The 20,462-nt window shown below is 72.6% G+C and carries 18 protein-coding genes; 11 read left to right on the forward strand and 7 right to left on the reverse strand.

Annotated features, from left to right (window positions below):
• The first annotated feature begins 260 nt into the window (after window positions 1–260).
• The gene (locus tag ABTY59_RS20645; RefSeq protein ID WP_352020439.1) at window positions 261–788 is read left to right on the forward strand and encodes a hypothetical protein; all 528 of its coding nucleotides are present in this window, start codon (window positions 261–263) and stop codon (window positions 786–788) included.
• A gap of 113 nt (window positions 789–901) precedes the next feature.
• On the opposite strand, the gene ABTY59_RS20650 is transcribed toward ABTY59_RS20645, so the two are convergent.
• The 3 genes from ABTY59_RS20650 to ABTY59_RS20660 all read right to left on the reverse strand — a co-directional run bounded on the left by ABTY59_RS20650 (window position 902) and on the right by ABTY59_RS20660 (window position 3,140).
• Window positions 902–1,459 carry a hypothetical protein gene (locus ABTY59_RS20650; protein ID WP_352020440.1) on the reverse strand — a complete coding sequence of 186 codons (558 nt, stop codon included), beginning with the start codon at window positions 1,457–1,459 and terminating at the stop codon, window positions 902–904.
• Window positions 1,460–1,622: 163 nt separating this feature from the next.
• Window positions 1,623–2,387, reverse strand: a complete 765-nt coding sequence (locus ABTY59_RS20655; protein ID WP_352020441.1) for a bestrophin-like domain — start codon at window positions 2,385–2,387, stop codon at window positions 1,623–1,625.
• A gap of 9 nt (window positions 2,388–2,396) precedes the next feature.
• Window positions 2,397–3,140, reverse strand: coding sequence for a hypothetical protein (locus ABTY59_RS20660; RefSeq protein ID WP_352020442.1), 744 nt, complete (start codon window positions 3,138–3,140; stop codon window positions 2,397–2,399).
• Between the two features lie 543 nt (window positions 3,141–3,683).
• Between ABTY59_RS20660 and ABTY59_RS20665 the strand changes: the two genes are divergently transcribed.
• Together ABTY59_RS20665 and ABTY59_RS20670 are read left to right on the forward strand one after the other, a co-directional pair.
• Window positions 3,684–4,496, forward strand: coding sequence for an SAM-dependent methyltransferase (locus tag ABTY59_RS20665; protein WP_352020443.1), 813 nt, complete (start codon window positions 3,684–3,686; stop codon window positions 4,494–4,496).
• Complete coding sequence (locus ABTY59_RS20670) at window positions 4,493–6,658, forward strand: putative bifunctional diguanylate cyclase/phosphodiesterase (RefSeq protein ID WP_352020444.1); 2,166 nt, start codon at window positions 4,493–4,495, stop codon at window positions 6,656–6,658. Before ABTY59_RS20665 ends, ABTY59_RS20670 begins: the two co-directional genes overlap by 4 nt.
• Window positions 6,659–6,913: 255 nt before the next feature.
• On the opposite strand, the gene ABTY59_RS20675 is transcribed toward ABTY59_RS20670, so the two are convergent.
• Window positions 6,914–7,795: a LysR family transcriptional regulator gene (locus tag ABTY59_RS20675; protein ID WP_352020445.1), complete on the reverse strand. Its 882-nt coding sequence runs from the start codon at window positions 7,793–7,795 to the stop codon at window positions 6,914–6,916.
• A gap of 195 nt (window positions 7,796–7,990) precedes the next feature.
• On the opposite strand from ABTY59_RS20675, the gene ABTY59_RS20680 reads away from it, so the two are divergent.
• The 6 genes from ABTY59_RS20680 (at window position 7,991) to ABTY59_RS20705 (ending at window position 14,480) form a co-directional block, all read left to right on the forward strand.
• Window positions 7,991–8,617, forward strand: a complete 627-nt coding sequence (locus ABTY59_RS20680) for a succinate dehydrogenase (protein WP_352020488.1) — start codon at window positions 7,991–7,993, stop codon at window positions 8,615–8,617.
• A gap of 1 nt (window position 8,618) precedes the next feature.
• A complete protein-coding gene (locus tag ABTY59_RS20685) occupies window positions 8,619–10,559 on the forward strand; it encodes a fumarate reductase/succinate dehydrogenase flavoprotein subunit (RefSeq protein ID WP_352020446.1) in 1,941 nt (646 codons plus the stop codon).
• Entirely contained in the window at window positions 10,556–11,305 is a 750-nt protein-coding gene (locus tag ABTY59_RS20690; RefSeq protein WP_352020447.1) for a succinate dehydrogenase/fumarate reductase iron-sulfur subunit, read from the forward strand. The genes ABTY59_RS20685 and ABTY59_RS20690 overlap by 4 nt, the downstream gene beginning before the upstream one ends.
• Before the next feature lie 291 nt (window positions 11,306–11,596).
• Entirely contained in the window at window positions 11,597–11,980 is a 384-nt protein-coding gene (gene melC1 / locus ABTY59_RS20695; RefSeq protein WP_352020448.1) for an apotyrosinase chaperone MelC1, read from the forward strand.
• Window positions 11,981–12,001: 21 nt separating this feature from the next.
• A complete protein-coding gene (gene melC2, locus ABTY59_RS20700; RefSeq protein WP_352020449.1) occupies window positions 12,002–12,829 on the forward strand; it encodes a tyrosinase MelC2 in 828 nt (275 codons plus the stop codon).
• A gap of 199 nt (window positions 12,830–13,028) precedes the next feature.
• Entirely contained in the window at window positions 13,029–14,480 is a 1,452-nt protein-coding gene (locus ABTY59_RS20705; protein ID WP_352020450.1) for an MFS transporter, read from the forward strand.
• 118 nt (window positions 14,481–14,598) lie between these two features.
• Here the strand turns inward: ABTY59_RS20705 and ABTY59_RS20710 are convergent, their stop codons facing one another.
• Both ABTY59_RS20710 and ABTY59_RS20715 read right to left on the reverse strand, forming a co-directional pair.
• Window positions 14,599–16,962, reverse strand: coding sequence for an ATP-binding cassette domain-containing protein (locus tag ABTY59_RS20710; protein WP_352020451.1), 2,364 nt, complete (start codon window positions 16,960–16,962; stop codon window positions 14,599–14,601).
• Window positions 16,963–17,089: 127 nt separating this feature from the next.
• Entirely contained in the window at window positions 17,090–18,112 is a 1,023-nt protein-coding gene (locus ABTY59_RS20715; RefSeq protein WP_352020452.1) for an MsnO8 family LLM class oxidoreductase, read from the reverse strand.
• Between the two features lie 58 nt (window positions 18,113–18,170).
• On the opposite strand from ABTY59_RS20715, the gene ABTY59_RS20720 reads away from it, so the two are divergent.
• On the forward strand, window positions 18,171–18,659 hold the full coding sequence (locus ABTY59_RS20720; RefSeq protein WP_352020453.1) for a phosphatase domain-containing protein: 489 nt from the start codon (window positions 18,171–18,173) through the stop codon (window positions 18,657–18,659).
• A 16-nt stretch (window positions 18,660–18,675) separates the two neighbouring features.
• On the opposite strand, the gene ABTY59_RS20725 is transcribed toward ABTY59_RS20720, so the two are convergent.
• Window positions 18,676–18,891: a dodecin gene (locus ABTY59_RS20725; RefSeq protein WP_352020454.1), complete on the reverse strand. Its 216-nt coding sequence runs from the start codon at window positions 18,889–18,891 to the stop codon at window positions 18,676–18,678.
• A 280-nt stretch (window positions 18,892–19,171) separates the two neighbouring features.
• Here ABTY59_RS20725 and ABTY59_RS20730 point away from each other — a divergent pair, with 280 nt between their 5' ends.
• Window positions 19,172–20,422: an extracellular solute-binding protein gene (locus tag ABTY59_RS20730; RefSeq protein ID WP_352020455.1), complete on the forward strand. Its 1,251-nt coding sequence runs from the start codon at window positions 19,172–19,174 to the stop codon at window positions 20,420–20,422.
• Window positions 20,423–20,462 lie beyond the last annotated feature (40 nt).

Here is a 20,462-nt window from a genome sequence, read left to right on the forward strand (position 1 = left end):
GCGCCCGGCGACGGCGTGGAGGGCAGGCGGGTGACAGCCCGGCTGACCCATCCGAGTAATCGTCAGATAAGCACCCCGGACGGCCTTGACCTGCGATTCCGTCGCTCCCGAGGCTCCTGCCCACGGCGTGTCGCCTCACCGGGGTGGCCCAGTGCCGACATGCACGGCTCGCACCGACTTGTGATGGTTCGTCATGGAAGGCGTACTCGTCGAATCTCCCGGAGCACCGCTTTGGGGCGTCTTCCACAGGAGGTTCAACCATGCGTGCTGCACGCACTCTGGCGGTGACGGCGACCGCGTTCGCGGCGCTCGGACTCGCGGCCCCCCTCGCCACCGCCACCCACGGGCCCAGCAGCGTGACCGTCGACGCCTTCCAGGCGGAGCGCGGCGGAGACGGTTCCAACGGCGTCACCGTGTCCCCCTTCGCGGTCCACCAGGGCGCGATCCTCACGATCACCGTCCGGGGCTGCGCCGGTGGCACGGTCACGTCCAACGCCTTCCCGACGACGACGCTCTCCCCGGCCGTCAACGGGGTCTCCACCGCCACGCCCCGCATCTTCAACAACGCCACGCCCGGCCAGTACAACCTGGCCGCCCAGTGCAACGGCCGCACCCTCACCGCACCGTTCCGGGTCCTCGCCGGGCAGGGCGCGCAGGGCGGCCTCGGCGGTTCGATGGCCCCGAGCTCCACGGAGATGGCCATCGGCGGTTCGCTCGTCGCCGCCGCCGCGCTCGGCGGCGGCATCTTCATCGCCCGCCGTCGACGCCTGACCGGCGCGGGAGTCTGACCGGCCGAACCTCCCGGTCGGCCCGCCGTGCCCGTCGCCCCCGAGTCCCCACCGGGACCCGGGGGCGACGGGCGTCCACGAGCACCCGCCCGCCGCTCCCGGCCCGCACCCGGTCAGTGCCGCCGGCCCGCGCCGGTGCGGCGGCGGATCGCGTAGACCGCGCCGCCCGAGACGGCGCCGACGGCCAGCACCGCGCCCACGGCCAGTTCCGTGGTGCTGGGGGCCATCGAGCCGCCGAGACCGCCCTGCACCCCGCGCGGGGGCGTGAGGACCGTGGCACTGATGGTCGGGGTGGCGGTGGGGGAGCCGCTGATCGTCAGGGCGACGGTGTCCTGCACGCCACCCGTGCAGTTGAACAGCACCGTGTACACGGCCCCGCGCTTGGCGTCCGCGTCCACGGTGGCGGTCACCGCCGCACCCGGTGCGATGGTGGCGGTGTCGAAGATGCCCGCCGAGGCCGTCGCCGTGCTGGCGCAGCCGGGGGCGCTCAGCGTCACCCGGCCGCCCGGGGCGACGACCGCGGGCGACACGAGGAAATCGCCCGGTGCCTTGGCCCCGGGTGCCCGCGCGCCGGGCGCGGGGACACCGTCCGCCGCGAGGGCGGCGGGAGCGGCCAGGGCGAGGGCGGCCGCCCCCAACAGGGCAGTGGAAGCGGCACGTATCGCGCGCATGGTGAATCCTCCGGGTCCCGAGGCGCGGCCGCGGAAGGGGGTTCCCGCGAAGGGCCGTACACCTCGCTGCCCGAAACGCTAGGAGCGCACTACCACAGCCGCGATCCCAGACGTGCGAATGGGGCACCGATGTCCCCCGGGCGGCCCACTCGCACGGGCCGGATCACCGCGTGATCTGCGGGAACAGATCGGTGAACGGCGCGGCGGTCGCCGAGATGCCCCGGCCGAACGGCGCGTCGAAGTCCCAGATGAGGAACAGCAGGAAGGCGATCAGGACGCTGAAGAGGCCGGCGAGCAGCAACTCCCGGCCGGTTCTGCGGATCTGCAGCGTGAAGATCAGGCCGACCGTCACCAGGGCCCCGATGATCAGGCCGAACCACACCACCCCCGGCATCGTCGCCCCCGCGTTCTGTCCACGGGCCCCCCGGGCGTCGTCGGCGGCGGCCACCTGGTCCACCAGCGGCTGGTAGGCCTGCCCCTCGAAGTCGTCGGCCGGCTGGTAGTCGGTGACGCTGCGGCGCACCTTCTCCAGGAGCGCGGTGCCCTCGTCGCTGAGCTCGCCGTGCTCGGCCATGTGGGGCCATTCGTCGTGGACCACGTACGAGACGTACGCGTCGACGTCGGCGCGGATCCGGGAACGGACCTGCGGCGGGTACACCTCGGCGCGGGCCGAGATCTCGTGCATCGCCTGGGCCTCCTGCCGGACCGTCTCCTGGGCGGCCCCCCGGGCCTCCCAGACACCGGCGATGGCCAGGCCGAGCACGATCGCGTAGATCACGCCGATCATCATCGTCATGTACTCGATGACGTCCGGGGTCTCACTCGGGTCGTCGTCCTCCGGGAGCCGGCGGTTGTTGATGACGACGATGGTGAGCACGACGGCGCACGCGGCGGCCATCGCGAGGGAGAGAACGAGCCATTCGGACATGGATTCCTCCTACTTGGACCGGGGGCGCAGGATCGCCGTCGCGAGCACGGCGGGGGCGGTGATCATCAGCGTCGCCGTGACGACGGAGGTGCCGCCCTGCTTCTTGGCCCGCGTCGCCTGGCGGTAGTGGGGCAGCGCCACGGGCGAGGGGGCGGGTGGCCGGGGCCGCGCGGTGGGCGTCGGGGACGGGGGAGGCGGCGGCGCGGGTGCCGGCTGGGGCGGCCTCCTGGGCGGGGGCGCGGGAGACGGCGGCTCCGGGCGGGGCGCGGACCTGGCCGGCGGCGGCTTCGGCACGGGGCGCGGCGGAACCGGCTCGGGCGGCGCCGGCGTGGGCTCCGGCGTCGGCTTCGGAGTGGGCGTCGGCTCAGGAGGAGAGGGCGTGGGCGTGGGGGTCGGCGTGGGGGTGGGTGTCGGAGTGGGTGTGGGGCACGGTGGGGGCGGTTCGGGGTCGCAGGGCTTCGGGTGGTGGTGATGCCCGTGCCCGTGGCCCTTCCCGTCGCCGTGGTGGTCGTGGCCCTTGCCCTTGCCGTGGCCCTTCCCGCCGCCCTTGCCCTTCCCTTCGCCGTTCCCCCTTCCGTGGTCGTCGCCGTCGTGGTGGCCGCCACCGGCGACCGCCACCGCGATCTGCGAACCGCCCGAGTCGGTCGAGGCGTAGGCGCAGGCGTCGGCGGCGGCGGGCACGGGTGCGGCGAGCAGCCACACCAGCCCCAGGGCCGCCAGCGGCCGCGCGAGGAGTGATCCGTACAGAGACACGCCGTCGAGCTTGATCACAACGGCGGCGCGCCGGGGCCGAATCCGGTGGGATTCGCCAGATGGAGGGGATCTCCGGATGGGTGGGCTTGACGTTTCGCCGGATGTCGGTGACGGATTCGGCGCAATGCCCGGTATTGCCGGGCGCGATGATTCCCCGCGGGTGGCCGACACGGCTCCTTCCGGCCTTCCGGAGAAGAACTGTCCGGTTGTCGCCCTGTCGTGCGGGACCGTCAACAGGGCATCCTGCACCGGCGACCGGGCCCGGGAGCGGCAACAGCCGAGGTGCGGACGGGACCTGGAGGGTCCCCCGGGCGCGACCGGGGCCGTACCGGGAACCGACGCACGATCATATGCACGTGAATTTGCACAGCCTGAAGGCGTGAACTCTGCGTTCCAGGAGCACGTGCCAATGGCGTGTGACCAAGAACGGACCGCGAATTTCCGTTTCTACTCGCTCTCCCGGCGGGCGATCAGTAGCCTCACCTCGAACACCGGCCGCGAACACATGGCCGCATCCCCCATGGCGACTTGTTGGAGACATCGATGGAGCGTCCCGCCTGGGCCCCGCCCGGTATCGACATCTCGGTACCGAGCGTGTCCCGTATGTACGACTTCTATCTGGGCGGCTCGCACAATTTCGAAGTGGACAGGGAAGCGGCCCGCAAGGCCATGGAGTTCATGCCTGGTCTGCCCAAGATCATGCAGGCGAACCGTGCCTTCATGCGGCGCGCGGTCCGCCATGCCGTTGACAACGACGTCACCCAGTTCCTCGACATCGGCTCCGGCATACCCACCTTCGGCAACGTGCACGAGGTCGCCCGGGCCGCCGACCCCGCCGCCCGGGTCGTCTACGTCGACCACGACCCCGTCGCCGTGGCCCACAGCCGCGCCGTCCTCGACGGCGACGACGGCGCCGCCGTCGTCGCCGCCGATCTGCGCAAGCCGGCCGACATCCTGCACAGCCCCGAGGTGACCCGACTCCTCGACCTGGAGCGGCCGGTGGCCCTGCTCCTCGTCGCCGTCCTGCACTTCCTGGAGGACGAGGACAGGCCCTACGAGGCCGTCACCGAACTCCTCGACGCCCTCGCGCCCGGCAGCCTCCTCGTGCTCACCCACGCCTCGTACGAGAACATCCCGCTCTCCGAGGAACAGGCCGGCGGCACCGTCGGGGTCTACCGGAACATCCGCAGCCCACTGGTGATGCGGTCCAGCGGCGAGATCACCCGCTTCTTCGAGGGCACCGAACTCGTCGAGCCCGGACTCGTCCCGATGCCGCTCTGGCGGCCCGGCAGCCCGGCCGAGGAGGAGGATCCGTACGCCTTCTCCGGGTTCGCAGGGGTGGGGCGCAAGGCGTGAAGGTCCCGTCGCAACCGACCGGCGCCGTCGCCGAAGCCGACGGCCCGGAGGACAGACTCAGGCGGTTCGTCACGATCTGGAGCCGGGCGATCTTCCCGGTGACCGCCACCTCGCTGACCCGCGCCGAGTTCGAGGGGCACCTGCTGCCGCTGGCCCGCACCCTGTGCGATGCCCTGCACGCCCGCCCCTTCGACACGGCACCCGCGCAGCGCACCGGCGCGGCCCTCGTCGCCGCGCACTGCACCGACCCGGACGCGCTCGGCCGCAGCCTCGGTGTCGTCGACTCGTACCTGGTGCTCTACTGCGGCGCCGAGTCGGACCTGCCGGCCGAGGAACTGCGCGCCCGCTGCGCCCGTCTCCAGCACGCCATGGCCGCCGGCTACGCGCAGGCCCTGCGCGAGCGGACCCGCGCCGAGCAGGAGGCCATCGCCCGCTCCGCGCTCACCGCCCGCAGCGCCGCCGAGATCGCCCTGCACGCCACCGAGAGCCGCTTCCGCGCGGTCTTCGACGGAGCGGCGGTCGGCATCGGCATCGCCGACCTCGACGGCAACGTCCTGGAGGTCAACGAGACCCTCACCCGCATGTTCGGCGGGATGGAGGGCCAGGTGCGCAGCCGGAACGTCAGCGAGTGGGTGCACCCCGAGGACGGGCCGCACGTCTGGAAGCTGTACGAGGAGCTGGTCCGCGGCGAGCGCGAGCACTACCGCGTCGAGAAGCCGTACTACCGCGGTGACGGAACGGTTCTGTGGACCAACCTCACCGTCTCCCTCCTCCGCGACGCCGACGGCCGCCCCCAGTACCAGCTGGCCCTCCTGGAGGACACCACCGAGCGGCGGCTGCTCCATCTGCGCCTGCGGTACGAGGCCACCCACGACGCGCTCACCGGGCTGCCCAACCGGACCCTGTTCTTCGAACGCCTGGAGAAGGCCCTCGCCCCCGGCGAGAACGCCCGCTTCGGCCTCTGCTACCTCGACCTCGACGGCTTCAAGGTCATCAACGACAGCCTCGGCCACTCCACGGGCGACCGGCTGCTCGTCGAGGTCGCCGACCGGCTGCAGAGCTGCGTCACCGGCGCCGGGGAGATGGTGGCCCGGCTCGGCGGCGACGAGTTCGTCGCCCTCACCACCGCGCCCGGCGGCGAACGCGACGTCACCGAACTCGCCGACCGCATCCTCGGCGCCCTCGCCACCCCCCTCCGCATCGACGGCCGCGAACTCACCGTCCGCGGCAGCCTCGGCGTGGTCGAGGGGCCGGCGGGGGAGCGGACCCCGGCCGAGGTGCTCCGCAGCGCCGACATCACCATGTACCGGGCCAAGTCGGCGGGCGGCAACCGCTTCGAACTCGCCGACGCCGAGGCCGACGCGCGCGCCATCACCCGCCACGGGCTCACCACCGCCCTGCCGACCGCCCTGGAGCGCGGCGAGTTCTTCATCGAGTACCAGCCGCTCGTCCACCTCGACGACGGCAGCGTGCACGGCGCCGAGGCCCTCGTCAGGTGGTGCCACCCCCAGCACGGGGTGCTCGGCCCCGACCGCTTCATCCCGCTCGCCGAGGACACCGGCCTCATCGTGCCGCTCGGCCGCTGGGTGCTCCAGGAGGCCGTGCGCCAGGCCCGCTTCTGGCAGACCCGGCACTCCGACGGCGGCCCCCTGCGGATCAACGTCAACCTGTCCCCGACGCAGCTCCACCACCCGCGCCTGGTCGCCGACACCGTCGACGTCCTGGAGCGGTCCGGCCTCGAACCGGGCGCGCTCTGCCTGGAGGTCACCGAATCGGCCCTGATCGGAGCCGACGAGGACCTGCTGAAGCCGCTGCGGCAGCTCGCCGAGATGGGCGTCGACATCGCCCTCGACGACTTCGGCACCGGCTACTCGAACCTGGCCAACCTGCGGCGGCTGCCGGTGAGCGTCCTCAAGCTCGACCGGTCCTTCACGCGGGGCATGCAGCAGCACCCCGTGGACCCGGTCGACCTGAAGATCGTCGAGGGGATCGTCTCCCTGGCCCACAGCCTGGAGCTGGCCGTCACCGTCGAGGGCGTGGAGACGGGGGCGCAGGCGCGCCAGCTCCGTGACCTCGGCTGCGACACGGCCCAAGGCTGGTACTACGCCCGCCCGGGCGCCCCGGACCGCATCCACTCCCTGCTCCTGGCCGACGCGGTCTAGGGGGTGTTTCGAAAGTCCCGCACAGCACCCGCGGCGCCCGGCACGCCCCCTCGCCGCACCGGCCGAAGACCCAAGTAGCTCCGCTACGAGGGCCTTCGTCCGGCACGCCGAGGGCACGCACCGGACACCGCGGGCACCGCACAGGACTTTCGAAACACCCCCTAGCTCCCGCGGTCCCACGCCCCGCGAGGCGCGCGACCGTTCCTCCCCCGGCCGGAGCCCGGGGGAGGAACGCATGCCCCGACAGTCGCGGTCTCAGCCGCGGCGGCGGAGCAGCAGCCGCTGGAGCTCCCGTGCCGCCCGCGGCGGAGCCACATCGCTGCGGTGCGCCAGCGCGATCGTGCGCCGCAGGCCCGGCCGGGCGAGGGCCGTCACCCGGAGGTCCCGCCCGGCGCGCCCCGCGACCATCGCGGGGACGACCGCGAGCCCGAGCCCCGCCCGCACGAAACCGAGCACGGCGTCCAGCTCCCCGCCCTCCACCGTGAACGTGGGCTCGAAGCCCTCCGCACGGCAGGCCGCCACGGTCAGTTCCCGCAGGTCGTAGCCGTGCCGGAACATCACGAGCGGCTGGTCCCGCAGGTCCGAGATCCGCACCGGTCGGCGCGGTGCCGGCTCCGAGGCCGCGGAGACCACCACGAGGTCCTCCCGGAGCAGCTCGACCGTGGTCAGCGCGGGGGAGGGGGAGGGCAGCGGGAGGACGACGAGCGCGAGGTCGAGAGCGCCGCGCGCCAGCTCCCGTACGAGATCGTGCGAGCCGCCCTCCTCGATGAGGAGCTCGATCCCCGGGTGCAGGTCGTGGAAGGCCCGCAGCACGTCGGGGAGGAACCCCGTGCACAGGCTCGGGGTCGCTCCGAGCCGTACCCGGCCGCGCTTGAGCTGGGCCAGCTCCTGGACCTCCAGGCGGGCCGTCTCCGTGTCGGCGAGGATCCGGCGGGCGAGCGGCAGCAGGGCCTCGCCGGCGTCGGTGAGGGTGATGTTCCCCCGGGCGCGGCTGAACAGCTCGGCGCCCAACTCCTGTTCCAGCGCCTTGATCTGCTGCGAGAGAGAGGGCTGCGAGACGTGCACCCGCTCGGCGGCGCGCGTGAAGTGCCGGGTCTCGGCGACGGCGACGAAGTAGAGGAGCTGCTGGAACTGCATGCTCCCAGCGTAGAGGACATGGATAGGCTCGGCCTATCGAGATCAGCCGGACCATGTCTTGGACCTCTCGGGTCCTTCGGCCCTAGCGTCGAGAACATGGCTCTGGCACCCACGAGGGACCGGACGGCCGCCCGCCCGCCGTCCCCCACACCCTCCCGCGGATTCTGGTCGTCGACCCTCGGCAAGAAGACGGTCATGGCCGTCAGCGGGCTGATCATGCTCGGCTATCTCGTCGCCCACGTCGCCGGGAACCTGAAGGTCTTCTTCGGCCCCGAGGAGTTCAACGCCTACGGCCGCTGGCTGCGCGTCATGGGCGCCCCCGTCCTGCACCACCACTGGGCCCTGTGGATCGTCCGGATCGTGCTCCTCGCCGCCGTCGTCGCCCACGCGGTCTCCGCGTACCAGCTCAGCCGGCGCGACGTGAAGGCCCGCCCCACCGCCTACGTCCACCGCCGCAGGCGCGCCTCGTACGCCACCCGCACCATGCGCTGGGGCGGCGTCATCCTCGCCCTCTTCATCGTCTGGCACCTCCTCGACCTGACCACCGGCACCCTCCACCCCGGCGGCTTCGAGGAGGGCAAGCCCTACCAGAACGTCGTCGACACCTTCTCCACCTGGTACGGGAACGTCGTCTACATCACCGCCATGCTCGCCCTCGGCCTCCACGTCCGCCACGGCTTCTGGAGCGCCGCACAGACCCTGGGCGTCGGCAACGCCCGTCGCGAGCGCCTCCTGAAGGTGCTCGCCGACACCCTCGCGCTCGTGCTGACCGCGGGCTTCGTCTCCGTCCCCGTCGCCGTCATGACCGGAGTGGTGAGCTGACATGAGTTACCTCGATTACGTCACCGGTGAGCCGATCGCCGACACCAAGGCGCCCGCCGGGCCCATCGCCGAGCGCTGGGACACCCGCCGCTTCGAGGCGAAGCTGGTCAACCCCGCCAACCGCCGCAAGCACCGGATCATCGTCGTCGGAACCGGCCTCGCCGGCGGCTCCGCCGGCGCCACCCTCGCCGAACAGGGCTACCAGGTCGTCCAGTTCTGCTTCCAGGACTCCCCGCGCCGCGCCCACTCCATCGCCGCCCAGGGCGGCATCAACGCCGCCAAGAACTACCGCAACGACGGCGACTCGATCCACCGCCTCTTCTACGACACCGTCAAGGGCGGCGACTTCCGGGCCCGCGAGTCCAACGTGCACCGGCTCGCCCAGATCTCCGTCGAGATCATCGACCAGTGCGTCGCCCAGGGCGTCCCCTTCGCCCGTGAGTACGGCGGCCTCCTCGACACCCGCTCCTTCGGCGGCGTCCAGGTCTCCCGCACGTTCTACGCCCGCGGTCAGACCGGCCAGCAGCTCCTGCTCGGCGCCTACCAGGCGCTCTCCCGGCAGATCGCCGCGGGCAACGTCGAGATGCACGCCCGTACGGAGATGCTCGACCTGCTCGTCGTCGACGGCCGGGCCCGCGGCATCGTCGCCCGCGACCTGATCACCGGACGGATCTCCACCCACTTCGCGGACGCGGTGGTCCTCGCCAGCGGCGGCTACGGCAACGTCTTCTACCTGTCGACGAACGCCATGAACTCCAACGCCACCGCCGTGTGGCGGGCCCACCGGCGCGGCGCGTACTTCGCCAACCCCTGCTTCACCCAGATCCACCCCACGTGCATCCCGCGCACCGGCGACCACCAGTCCAAGCTGACCCTCATGAGCGAGTCGCTCCGCAACGACGGCCGGATCTGGGTGCCGAAGGCGAAGGGCGACGAGCGCCCAGCGGCCGAGATCCCCGAGGACGAGCGCGACTACTACCTGGAGCGCATCTACCCGTCCTTCGGCAACCTCGTCCCCCGCGACATCGCCTCCCGCGCGGCGAAGAACGTCTGCGACGAGGGCAGGGGGGTCGGCCCCGGCGGCCAGGGCGTCTACCTGGACTTCGCCGACGCGATCCGCCGGATGGGCCGCAAGGCCGTCGAGGCGAAGTACGGCAACCTCTTCGACATGTACGCGCGGATCACCGCGGAGGATCCGTACGAGGTCCCCATGCGGATCTACCCCGCCGTCCACTACACGATGGGCGGACTCTGGGTCGACTACGACCTCCAGACCACCGTCCCCGGCCTCTTCGCCATCGGCGAGGCCAACTTCTCCGACCACGGGGCCAACCGGCTCGGTGCCTCCGCCCTCATGCAGGGCCTCGCCGACGGCTACTTCGTCCTGCCGGCCACCATCAACGACTACCTCGCCCGCCATCCGTCGAGCGAGCCGGTCACCGACGACCACCCGGTGGTCCGCGAGGCCCTCGCCGAGACCGAGGACCGCCTGAACCTCCTCCTCTCCGTCGACGGCGACCGCACCCCCGACTCCTTCCACCGCGAACTCGGCGAACTCATGTGGGAGTACTGCGGCATGGCCCGCACCGAGGAGGGCCTGACCAAGGCGCTGCGCCGGATCCCCGAGATCCGCGAGGAGTTCTGGAGCCGGATCAAGGTCCCCGGCAGCGGCGAGGAGTTCAACCAGTCGCTGGAGAAGGCCAACCGGATCGTCGACTACCTGGAGCTCGCCGAGCTCATGTGCCTCGACGCGCTCCACCGGGCCGAGTCCTGCGGCGGGCACTTCCGCGAGGAGTCCCAGACCCCGGACGGCGAGGCGGCCCGCCACGACGAGGAGTTCGCGTACGCGGCGGCCTGGGAGTTCGCCGGGGCCGCCCCAGTCCTCCACAAGGAGGACCTGACCTTCGACCACGTCCACCCCACCCAGCGGAGCTACGCATGAGGCTCAACCTGCGCGTCTGGCGCCAGAAGAACGCCGGCACCGAGGGCGCCATGGCCACCTACGAGGTGGACGGGGTCTCTCCGGACATGTCGTTCCTGGAGATGCTCGACACCCTCAACGAGGACCTCATCCTGCGCGGTGAGGACCCCGTGGCCTTCGACCACGACTGCCGCGAGGGCATCTGCGGCGCGTGCAGCCTCGTCATCAACGGCGACGCGCACGGGCCGGAGCGCACCACGACCTGCCAGCTCCACATGCGTTCCTTCCGCGACGGCGACACGATCGACGTCGAACCCTGGCGCGCCTCCGCGTTCCCGGTGGTCAAGGACCTGGTCGTGGACCGCTCGGCCTTCGACCGCGTCATCCAGGCGGGCGGCTACATCACCGCGCCCACCGGGTCCGCCCCCGAGGCCCACGCCACCCCCGTGCCCAAGGCCGACGCGGACTCGGCGTTCGAGCACGCCGAGTGCATCGGCTGCGGCGCCTGTGTGGCGGCCTGCCCCAACGGCTCCGCCATGCTCTTCACCTCCGCCAAGGTCAACCACCTCAACGTCCTGCCCCAGGGCTCCCCGGAGCGCGAGACCCGCGTCCTCGACATGGTGGCCCAGATGGACGCCGAGGGCTTCGGCGGCTGCACCCTGACAGGGGAGTGCGCGACCGCCTGCCCGAAGGGCATCCCGCTGCCCTCCATCGCGGCGATGAACAGGGAGTGGCTGCGGGCGCGTCGCAAGGCCCCCCGCGGCTGACCGGATTCCGGACAGTCTGGCGGCGTGGGCTCCGCCACACCGCACACCCCGAGACCGAAGATCCTTCACGAGAAGATCACTTTCTCCGTAGGATCTTCGCTCCGGGGTGTTCCTGTCGGTCGCGACAGCAAGATCAACTCCGTTCAAAGCTGTACTTACCGTGGCATCTTGTCCACTTCACGGCCAACCGGCCGCCGGAGATTTCCGGCACGCCGACACCCCCGGGTACTGATGGGAACCGCCGGGGGGACATGACCGACCCCCCGGTCGCACAGACCACTTGGGGGTTTCATGTCCAGCATCACCCGCCGCCGGGCCCTCGGCGTCGCCGCCGGCGCGGCAGGCGCCGCCGCAGGGCTCGCCCTGGCCGGCCAGGCCGTCGCCGCTCCCCGGGCCGCCGCTCCCGCCGCCGCCCCGGGCGCGTTCGACGAGGTCTACCAGGGCCGCCGCATCAAGGGCGGGCCCTCCCACGGCGGCGGCCACCACGGGGGACACCACGGGGGCGGCTACTCCGTGACGATCGACGGCGAGGAACTGCACGTCATGGAGAACGCCGACGGCACCTGGATCAGCGTGATCAACCACTACGAGCCGGTCGCCACGCCCAAGGCGGTGGCGCGCGCCGCCGTCCGCGAACTCCAGGGCGCCCCGCTCGTTCCCCTCACCCTCGCCTGACCGATCCAGGAGCGCAACTCCATGACCGTACGCAAGAACCAGGCCGCCCTCACCGCCGACGAGAAGCGCCGCTTCGTCAACGCCCTCCTGGAGCTCAAGCGCTCCGGGCAGTACGACACCTTCGTCACCACGCACAACGCGTTCATCATGAGCGACACGGACAGCGGCGACCGCGTCGGCCACCGCTCACCGTCGTTCCTGCCCTGGCACCGCCGCTTCCTCATACAGTTCGAGCAGGCGCTCCAGTCCGTCGACGCGTCCGTCACCCTGCCCTACTGGGACTGGACGGCCGACCGCACCTCCCGCTCCTCCCTGTGGGCCCCCGACTTCCTCGGGGGCACCGGCAGGGCCCGGGACGGCCAGGTCACGGACGGCGCGTTCGCCCGCACCGGGAACCGCTGGACGATCAACGTCCGCGTCGACGGCCGCGACTACCTCCGGCGCGACCTCGGCGCCGGCGGCCGCCAGCTGCCCACCCGCGCCGAGGTGGACTCCGTGCTCGCCATGGAGACCTACGACACGGCCCCCTGGAACAGCTCGTCGGACGGCTTCCGCAACCATCTGGAGGGCTGGCGCGGGGTGAACCTGCACAACCGCGTCCACGTCTGGGTCGGCGGCCAGATGGCCACCGGGGTCTCCCCGAACGACCCCGTGTTCTGGATGCACCACGCCTTCGTCGACAAGCTGTGGGCCGACTGGCAGGCCCGCCACCCCCGGTCGACGTACCTGCCCGCCGCCGGCACCGCGAACGTCGTCGACCTCCACGACACCATGCGCCCGTGGAACGACGTGACCCCGGCGGACATGCTCGACCACACCCGCCACTACACCTTCGACACGGCGGCCTGACGGGCCCGGAACCCCACCCCGCCCCGGGTGCCCGCAAGGGCGCCCCGGGCGGGATCGGCGTATTTGCTGACGTCAACGGATGATCTGGAGGAAAAGGAGGAATCGGAAGCGCGCGCGACGGGTACCCGGGTCTTCGCAGGCCGAAAGGCGCGCACGGTCGGCGCGCGTCGGGCCGTACCCGACGGAACGAGGAGGACGCGTGACCCGGCAAGAGTCGGCGCAGGCCCCGCGCCGGCAGCAGGAGGAGCCGGGCCCGAACCGATGGAAGGCGCTCGGCGTCTGCCTCGTGGCGGGCTTCATGATCCTCCTCGACGTGTCGATCGTGAACGTCGCGCTGCCCTCCATCCGCTCCGGGCTCGACGCTCCCGAGTCGGACCTCCAGTGGGTGCTCTCCGGGTACGCGCTCGCCTTCGGCCTCCTCCTCATCCCGGCCGGACGGCTCGGCGACGCCCGTGGACGGCGGACCGTGTTCATGGTCGGCCTCGCGCTCTTCACCCTCGCGTCGGTCTCCTGCGGAGCGGCGCAGTCGAGCCTGTGGCTGGTGATCTCGCGGCTGGCGCAGGGAGCGGCCGGCGCCCTCGTCTCACCGCAGATCTCCGCGCTCATCCAGCAGATGTTCCGGGGCGCCGAGCGCGGCAGGGCCTTCGGGATGTTCGGCACCGTCGTCGGCGTCTCCACGGCCGTCGGCCCGCTCCTCGGCGGGCTGCTGATCCAGGTGGCCGGAGCCGAGGAGGGCTGGCGCTGGGTCTTCTACGTCAACCTCCCGATCGGGGTGGTGTGCCTGTTCCTCGCCCGGCGGCTGCTGCCCGACACGCCGGACGCCAGGCCGGTGCGGATCGGCAGACTCGACCCCGTCGGCGTGGTGCTCCTCGGCGCCGCCGTCCTCTCCCTGCTGTTGCCCTTCGTCCAGTCCCGGCAGTGGTCCGGGAACGGGAAGCACCTGCTGCTCCTCGTCGCCGCCGTGCTGCTCGCGGCCTTCGTGGGATGGGAGCGGCGCTGCGTGCGGTCGGGCACCGAGCCCCTCGTCGACCCGGCGCTCTTCCGCCTGCGGTCCTACTGGCTCGGCTCGCTGCTGATCCTGCTCTACTTCGCGGGCTTCACCTCGATCTTCTTCGTCAGCACGCTCTACCTGCAGAACGGACTGCACTACACCGCGCTCCAGGCCGGGCTCGCCATCACCCCCTTCGCCCTGGGCTCGGTGTTCTCGGCCGGGATCGGCGGCCGGCTGGTGGACCGCTTCGGCCGGCCGCTCGTGGTCCTCGGCCTGACGATGGTGACGGTCGGCTTCGTCGGGGCCGCGTTCGCGGTGCACCAGGTCCCCGGCCGGGGGGTGGGCTGGGCCCTGCTCGCCCCGCTGCTCCTCGCGGGCCTCGGCAGCGGCCTGGTGATCTCCCCGAACCAGGCCCTCACCCTCTCCGAGGTGCCGGTGCGCCAGGCGGGCAGCGCGGGAGGCACCCTGCAGACCGGTCAGCGGGTCGGCTCCGCGATCGGCATCGCCGCGGTCGGTTCGGTCTTCTTCGACCACGTCTCCCGGGACGGCTGGGCCGCCGCCTTCGACCACGGCCTCCTCGTCTCGATCGCCTTCGTCGCCGGCGCCCTCGCCGCGGCACTCGCCGACGTGGCGGCGGGCCGCCGCACCGCCCGCCGCTGACCCCGCGGGCCAGGACGGGCACACCGCGCCGGCCCGGCGGGCCCGAGCGGGTCCCGGCGCCGCCACGGAGGGCGGAAGGTCCCGGCCGGGGCGGGGGCCGCCCCGTGCGAGGGGTTCCTCAGGGCCGCCCGGAGAGGGCCCGGGCAAGATACGGCGCGGTGCGGCTCTCCGCCGCCCGCGCCACCTGGGCCGGGGGACCCGCCGCCACCACACGGCCGCCCTGGTCGCCGCCGCCGGGACCGAGGTCGACCACCCAGTCGGCGGTGGCGACCACGTCCATGTCGTGCTCGACGACGACCACGGAGTGCCCGGCGTCCACGAGCCCGTGCAGCTGCCGCATCAGGACCTCCACGTCGGCCGGGTGGAGCCCGGTCGTCGGCTCGTCGAGGACGTACAGGGTGGGGGCGCCGCGCGGCCGCTGGAGTTCCGAGGCGAGCTTGATGCGCTGCGCCTCGCCGCCGGACAGCTCGGTGGCGGGCTGCCCGAGCCGCAGATAGCCGAGGCCCACGTCGAGGAGGGCCCGCAGGCTCCGGGCCGCGGCGGGCGTCCCGTCGAAGAACGCGGCGGCGGACTCCACGGTCAGGTCGAGGACCTCGGCGATGGTGAGTCCACGCAGCCGCACCTGGAGGGTCTCGGGGCGGTAGCGGGCGCCGTGGCAGTCGGGGCAGGGCGCGTACGTACTGGGCAGGAAGAGCAGTTCCACCGAGACGAAGCCCTCGCCCTGGCAGGTCTCGCAGCGGCCGCCGGGCACGTTGAAGGAGAACCGGCCCGCCTTGTACCCGCGCGCCCGGGCCTCCTCGGTCTCCGTGAAGAGCTTGCGCACGACGTCGAAGAGACCCGTGTACGTGGCGAGGTTGGAGCGCGGCGTCCGGCCGATCGGCCGCTGGTCCACCGTCACGAGACGCTCGACTCCGGCCACTTCCTCGGTGAGCGCGTCGACGAGCGTGGACTTCCCGGAGCCCGACACGCCGGTGACGGCGGTGAGGACACCGACCGGGAAGCCCGTGTCCACGTCCCGCAGGTTGTGCCGGGTGACCGGCCCCGGCCGCAGCCACCCCGCCGGTTCCCGCACCGTCCGCGCGGGCGCCGGCGCGCTGTCGAAGAGGAACCGCCGGGTCGCCGAGTCCGCCACGTCGGCGAGCCCGTCCGGCGGCCCGCTGTGCAGCACCCGCCCGCCGTGCACCCCGGCGCGCGGGCCGACGTCCACCAGCCAGTCGGCGTGCCGGACGACGTCGAGGTGGTGCTCGACGACGAAGACCGAGTTCCCCGCGGCCTTGAGCCGGTCCAGGACCACGAGCAGGGCCTCGGTGTCGGCCGGGTGCAGCCCCGCGGACGGCTCGTCGAGCACGTACACCACGCCGAAGAGACCGGAGCGCAGCTGGGTGGCGAGGCGCAGCCGCTGGAGCTCGCCGTTGGAGAGGGTGGGGGTGGACCGGTCCAGGCTCAGGTAGCCGAGGCCGAGTTCGGTGACCGTGGCGATCCGGGCGACGAGGTCCTCGGTGAGGACCCGCGCCGTCTCCGAGGCGCCCGGCGCCGTCGCCGCGGCCGTCGACAGGAGGCCGGACAGGGCCGTGAGCGGCAGCGCGGCCATCTCGGCCACGTTCCGTCCGGCGAAGGTGACGGCGAGCGCCTCCGGCCGCAGCCGGCCGCCGCCGCAGGCCGGGCAGGGCGCGCTGGTGAGGAACCGCTCCGCCCTGGCGCGCAGCGACGCGCTCTTCGAGTCGGAGAAGGTGCGCAGGACGTGACGGCGCGCGCTCATGTACGAGCCCTGGTAGGGGCGTTGGATGCGACCCGCCTCGCGCACCGGGTGCACGGTGACGACCGGCTGCTCGTCCGTGAACAGGATCCACTCCCGGTCCTTCGCGTCGAGTTCGCGCCACGGCCGGTCGACGTCGTACCCCAGGGTGTCCAGGACGTCCCGCAGGTTCTTCCCCTGCCAGGCACCCGGCCAGGCGGCGATCGCTCCCTGACGGATCGACAGCTCCGGGTCGGGGACCAGGAGTTCCTCGCTCGTGCCGTGGATCAGGCCGAGGCCGTGACAGGAAGGGCACGCGCCCGCCGCCGTGTTGGGGGAGAAGGCGTCGGAGTCCAGCCTCTCCGCGCCCTCCGGGTAGTGACCGGCCCGCGAGAACAGCATCCGCAGGGAGTTGGAGAGCGTGGTCACCGTGCCGACGGAGGAGCGGGCGTTCGGCGAGGAGCGTCGCTGCTCCAGGGAGACCGCCGGCGGCAGCCCGGTGATCTCGCCGACGGCGGGCGCCCCCACCTGGTGGATCAGCCGCCGCGCGTACGGTGCGACCGACTCGAAGTAGCGGCGTTGGGCCTCGGCGTAGATCGTCCCGAAGGCGAGCGACGACTTGCCGGAGCCGGAGACCCCCGTGAACACGACGAGCGCGTCGCGCGGGATGTCGACGTCGACCCCGGCGAGGTTGTGCTCACGGGCGCCTCGGACGCGGACGTACGGATCGTGGGGGGTGTCGTGCATGGGGCGACCCTATCGAATGGTCCGCGTTTGCCCCGGTCGGTCCCCGGCGGCTCCCCGCCCGGCACCGTCGCCGGCGCCGTCCCCGGCGCCGTCCCCGGCACCGTCCCCGGCACCGTCGCCGGCGCCGTCACGCGACCGGCGGCCCCGTCAGGCCGACCGCGCGGGCGAGACGGCGGTACGAGTCGCGCAGCGCCCCCCGGTCGTACGTGCTCGTGGTGACCAGGACCTCCTGCGCCCCGGTCTCCTTCACCGCCCGCTCCAGGGCCTCGGCCACCTGCTCCTCCGTCCCGTGCACATGCCCTTCGAGCCCCGACGCGAAGAAACCGCGCTGCTTCTCCGACATCGGAAGCCCCTCGATCCGCTCGGGCGGGGCGAGTGGAGAGAAGACGCCGCGGGTGCGCGAGTCCGCCAGCGACCAGGCCTCGGGGACCAGCAGCCGCCGCGCCTCCTCCTCGGAGGCGGCCACCGCGACCGTCCCCGCGACGACCACGTACGGCTCGGCGGCCCAGAGCGACGGGCGGAAGCCGGTGCGGTACGTGTCGATCGCGGCCAGCAGCCGGTCCCGGCCCCGCAGATCGCCGATGACCAGGGGCAGCCCCGCCGCCGCGGCGATCCCGGCGCCCTCCCCGGTGGCCAGCACGAACGGCGGCACCCGCAGGCCCTCGGCGGGCCGGGCCCGCACCTGCGGGTGGGCCGTCTGCGCGCCGGTGAACCAGCCGAGCAGCTCGTCGAGCTGCTCCGCGAACCGGTCGGCCTCGTCCTTGTCCCGCCCGAGGGCCCGGCGGACGCCGTCCGTGAAGCCCACCGAGCGGCCGACCCCCATGTCGACGCGGCCGGGGAAGAGGGACTCGAGCACCCCGAACTGCTCGGCCACCACCATCGGCCGGTGGTTCGGGAGCATCACCCCTCCCGCACCCACGCGGATCGTGGAGGTCGCGGCGGCGACGGCCGCGGCGAGGACCGTGGGCGCCGAACCGGCGACACCGGGCACGCCGTGGTGCTCCGACACCCAGAACCGGTGGTAGCCGAAGGCCTCCACGTCCTGGGCGAGGCTCACGGTGTCGCGCAGCGCCTGGGGGGCGTCCTCGCCCTCCCGGATGCGGGAGCGGTCGAGGACGGAGAAGCGGATGCCGTCGGGAAAGGTGCTCACAGAGGGTTCAACGCGTGGAGCCGGGAGGGATTCCCGGGGCGGGTCCTACGCTGGTCGCGTGACAGCGGACCACCGGCCCCTGGCCGTCTTCGACCTCGACAACACCCTCGCCGCCACCGCGCACCGCCAGCACTTCCTGGAGCGCGGGCCCAAGGACTGGGAGGCCTTCTTCGCGGCGGCGCCCGACGACCCGCCGCTGGAGGAGGGCGTGGCGCTGTGCCGCGAGGCGGCGGAGGAGTGCGACGTGGTCTACCTGACGGGGCGGCCCGAGCGCTGCCGCCGCGCGACCCTGGAGTGGCTGGCCGGGCAGGGGCTCCCGGAGGGGCCCGTCCACATGCGGCGCAACCGCGACTTCCGGCCGGCCCGGGTGACGAAGGTGGAGATCCTGCGCCGCCTCGCCGCCGACCGCACGGTGAGGATGCTGGTCGACGACGACCTGGCGGTGTGCGACGCGGCGGAGGCGGCGGGCTTCCGCGTGGTCAGGGCCCGCTGGGCGGAGCCCTCCGAGGCGCTGAGGGAGGCTCAGGAGAAGGAGGGCAGGACCTGACGAGGGGCGGAACAGGTTACTCCTCGTCCTCCAGGCGGAAGCCGACCTTGAGGCCGACCTGGTAGTGCTCGATCGCGCCGTCGACGAGGTGGCCGCGGACCTGCGTCACCTCGAACCAGTCGAGGCCCCTCAGGGTCTGCGAGGCGCGCTTGATGCCGTTCTTGATGGCCTCGTCGACGCCCTCGGTGGACGTGCCGACGATCTCGGTGACGCGGTAGGTGTGATTCGACATGGGGGCCGAACTCCTCTCGGTGCGTTCCCTCCACGGTGCCCCAGCAGGCGTCGGCGCGCGACACGACGGTGACCGAGTGACCCAGGAGTAACTACCGAAGGTAAGGGCGCGGACCGTCCGTCCGGGTGCGGAACGGGATCGTCAAGGACTTGACCATCTCGTTGGTCCAGACCAGAATCCAGGCCACATACCCGCGCGAACACCCCGTTCGGTCCCCCCATGCCGGGTCAGCCCCCCATGCGCACGACCCTGTGCTGAACCCGAGCAGAAGGTGACCCACGTGAAGAACCGCCCCCTGGCATGCCCCCTGGCCGTCGTCGCCGCGCTCTCCCTCGCCGGCTGCGGGATGCTGCCGGGCGGCGACGGCGGGACGCAGACCGTGCACGTCTGGCTCATGCGGGACAGCGTCAGCGAGGACTTCCTCGACCGCTTCACCGAGGAGTACGAGCGGGAGCACAAGGGGGTCGAGCTCGAGTTCACCATCCAGGACTGGACCGGCATCGGGAAGAAGGTCACCGAGGCCATCCAGGGCTCCGGCGGCCCCGACGTCATCGAGGTCGGCAACACCCAGGTCGCCCAGTACGCCGACACGGACAAGCTGTTCGACCTCACCCTGGAGTCGGTCCGCGACCTCGGCAGGGAGGACTGGCTGCCCGGTCTCGCCGAGCCCGGCAGCATCTCCGGATCCCAGTACGGCATCCCCTGGTACGCGGCCAACCGCATCGTCATCTACAACAAGGACCTGTTCGACGCCGCCGGCGTCGACAAGCCCCCGGCGACCCGCGCCGAGTGGCTCGACGACACCGAGAAGCTCAACAAGAGCGGCTCCCAGGGCATCTACCTGGCGGGCCAGGACTGGTACACCCTCTCCGGCTTCATCTGGGACGAGGGCGGCGAACTCGCCGTCGACAGCGGCGGCCAGTGGACCGGGGCGCTCGACAGCCCGGCCGCCCAGCGCGGCATGGCCTACTACAAGAAGCTCCAGGCCCTCGGCTCCGGCCCGAAGAACGCCGACGAGCAGACCCCGCCCCAGGCCGACGTCTTCGCCAAGGGCGACGTCGCCCAGCTCATCGCCACGCCCAGTGCCGTCGCCGCCATCCTCAAGGCCAACCCGGACCTCGAGGACAAGCTCGGCTACTTCCCGATACCCGGCAAGAAGGCCGGCCAGCCCTGCGCCGTCTTCACCGGCGGCTCCGACCTCATCATCCCGGAGAACGCCCCCCGGCGCGGCGCGGCCCTCGACGTGGTCAAGGCCCTCGCCGGCGAGAAGTGGCAGACCGAACTGGCCCGCGCCATGGGCTACGTGCCCAACAAGAAGAACCTCGCCTCCGTCGTCGCCGGCCAGGAGGCCACCGCCGTCATGGCCAAGGGCGCCGCCCGCGGCCGGGCCACCCCGAACTCCCCGCAGTGGGCGGACGTCGAGGCCGACAACCCCATCAAGCCGTACATGACGGCCGTCCTCCAGGGCGCGGACCCCGTCAAGGCGGCCAAGGGCGCCTCGGAGGCGATCACGGACACCCTCGCCGAATAGCATTTCAGCGTTCGCACACCCGCGAGCCCCCGGACGGTCA

The sequence above is a fragment of the Streptomyces sp. NPDC096079 genome (assembly GCF_040303145.1).
Classification (GTDB): Bacteria; Actinomycetota; Actinomycetes; order Streptomycetales; family Streptomycetaceae; genus Streptomyces.

Coding starts and splice junctions, on each gene's coding strand:
- ABTY59_RS20645 (WP_352020439.1), top strand. CDS start 261: ATGCGTGCTGCACGCACTCTGGCGGTGACGGCGACCGCGTTCGCGGCG.
- melC2 (WP_352020449.1), top strand. CDS start 12,002: ATGACCGTACGCAAGAACCAGGCCGCCCTCACCGCCGACGAGAAGCGC.
- ABTY59_RS20690 (WP_352020447.1), top strand. CDS start 10,556: ATGAGGCTCAACCTGCGCGTCTGGCGCCAGAAGAACGCCGGCACCGAG.
- ABTY59_RS20685 (WP_352020446.1), top strand. CDS start 8,619: ATGAGTTACCTCGATTACGTCACCGGTGAGCCGATCGCCGACACCAAG.
- ABTY59_RS20680 (WP_352020488.1), top strand. CDS start 7,991: ATGGCCGTCAGCGGGCTGATCATGCTCGGCTATCTCGTCGCCCACGTC.
- ABTY59_RS20655 (WP_352020441.1), bottom strand. CDS start 2,387: ATGTCCGAATGGCTCGTTCTCTCCCTCGCGATGGCCGCCGCGTGCGCC.
- melC1 (WP_352020448.1), top strand. CDS start 11,597: ATGTCCAGCATCACCCGCCGCCGGGCCCTCGGCGTCGCCGCCGGCGCG.
- ABTY59_RS20665 (WP_352020443.1), top strand. CDS start 3,684: ATGGAGCGTCCCGCCTGGGCCCCGCCCGGTATCGACATCTCGGTACCG.
- ABTY59_RS20675 (WP_352020445.1), bottom strand. CDS start 7,795: ATGCAGTTCCAGCAGCTCCTCTACTTCGTCGCCGTCGCCGAGACCCGG.
- ABTY59_RS20650 (WP_352020440.1), bottom strand. CDS start 1,459: ATGCGCGCGATACGTGCCGCTTCCACTGCCCTGTTGGGGGCGGCCGCC.
- ABTY59_RS20725 (WP_352020454.1), bottom strand. CDS start 18,891: ATGTCGAATCACACCTACCGCGTCACCGAGATCGTCGGCACGTCCACC.
- ABTY59_RS20710 (WP_352020451.1), bottom strand. CDS start 16,962: ATGCACGACACCCCCCACGATCCGTACGTCCGCGTCCGAGGCGCCCGT.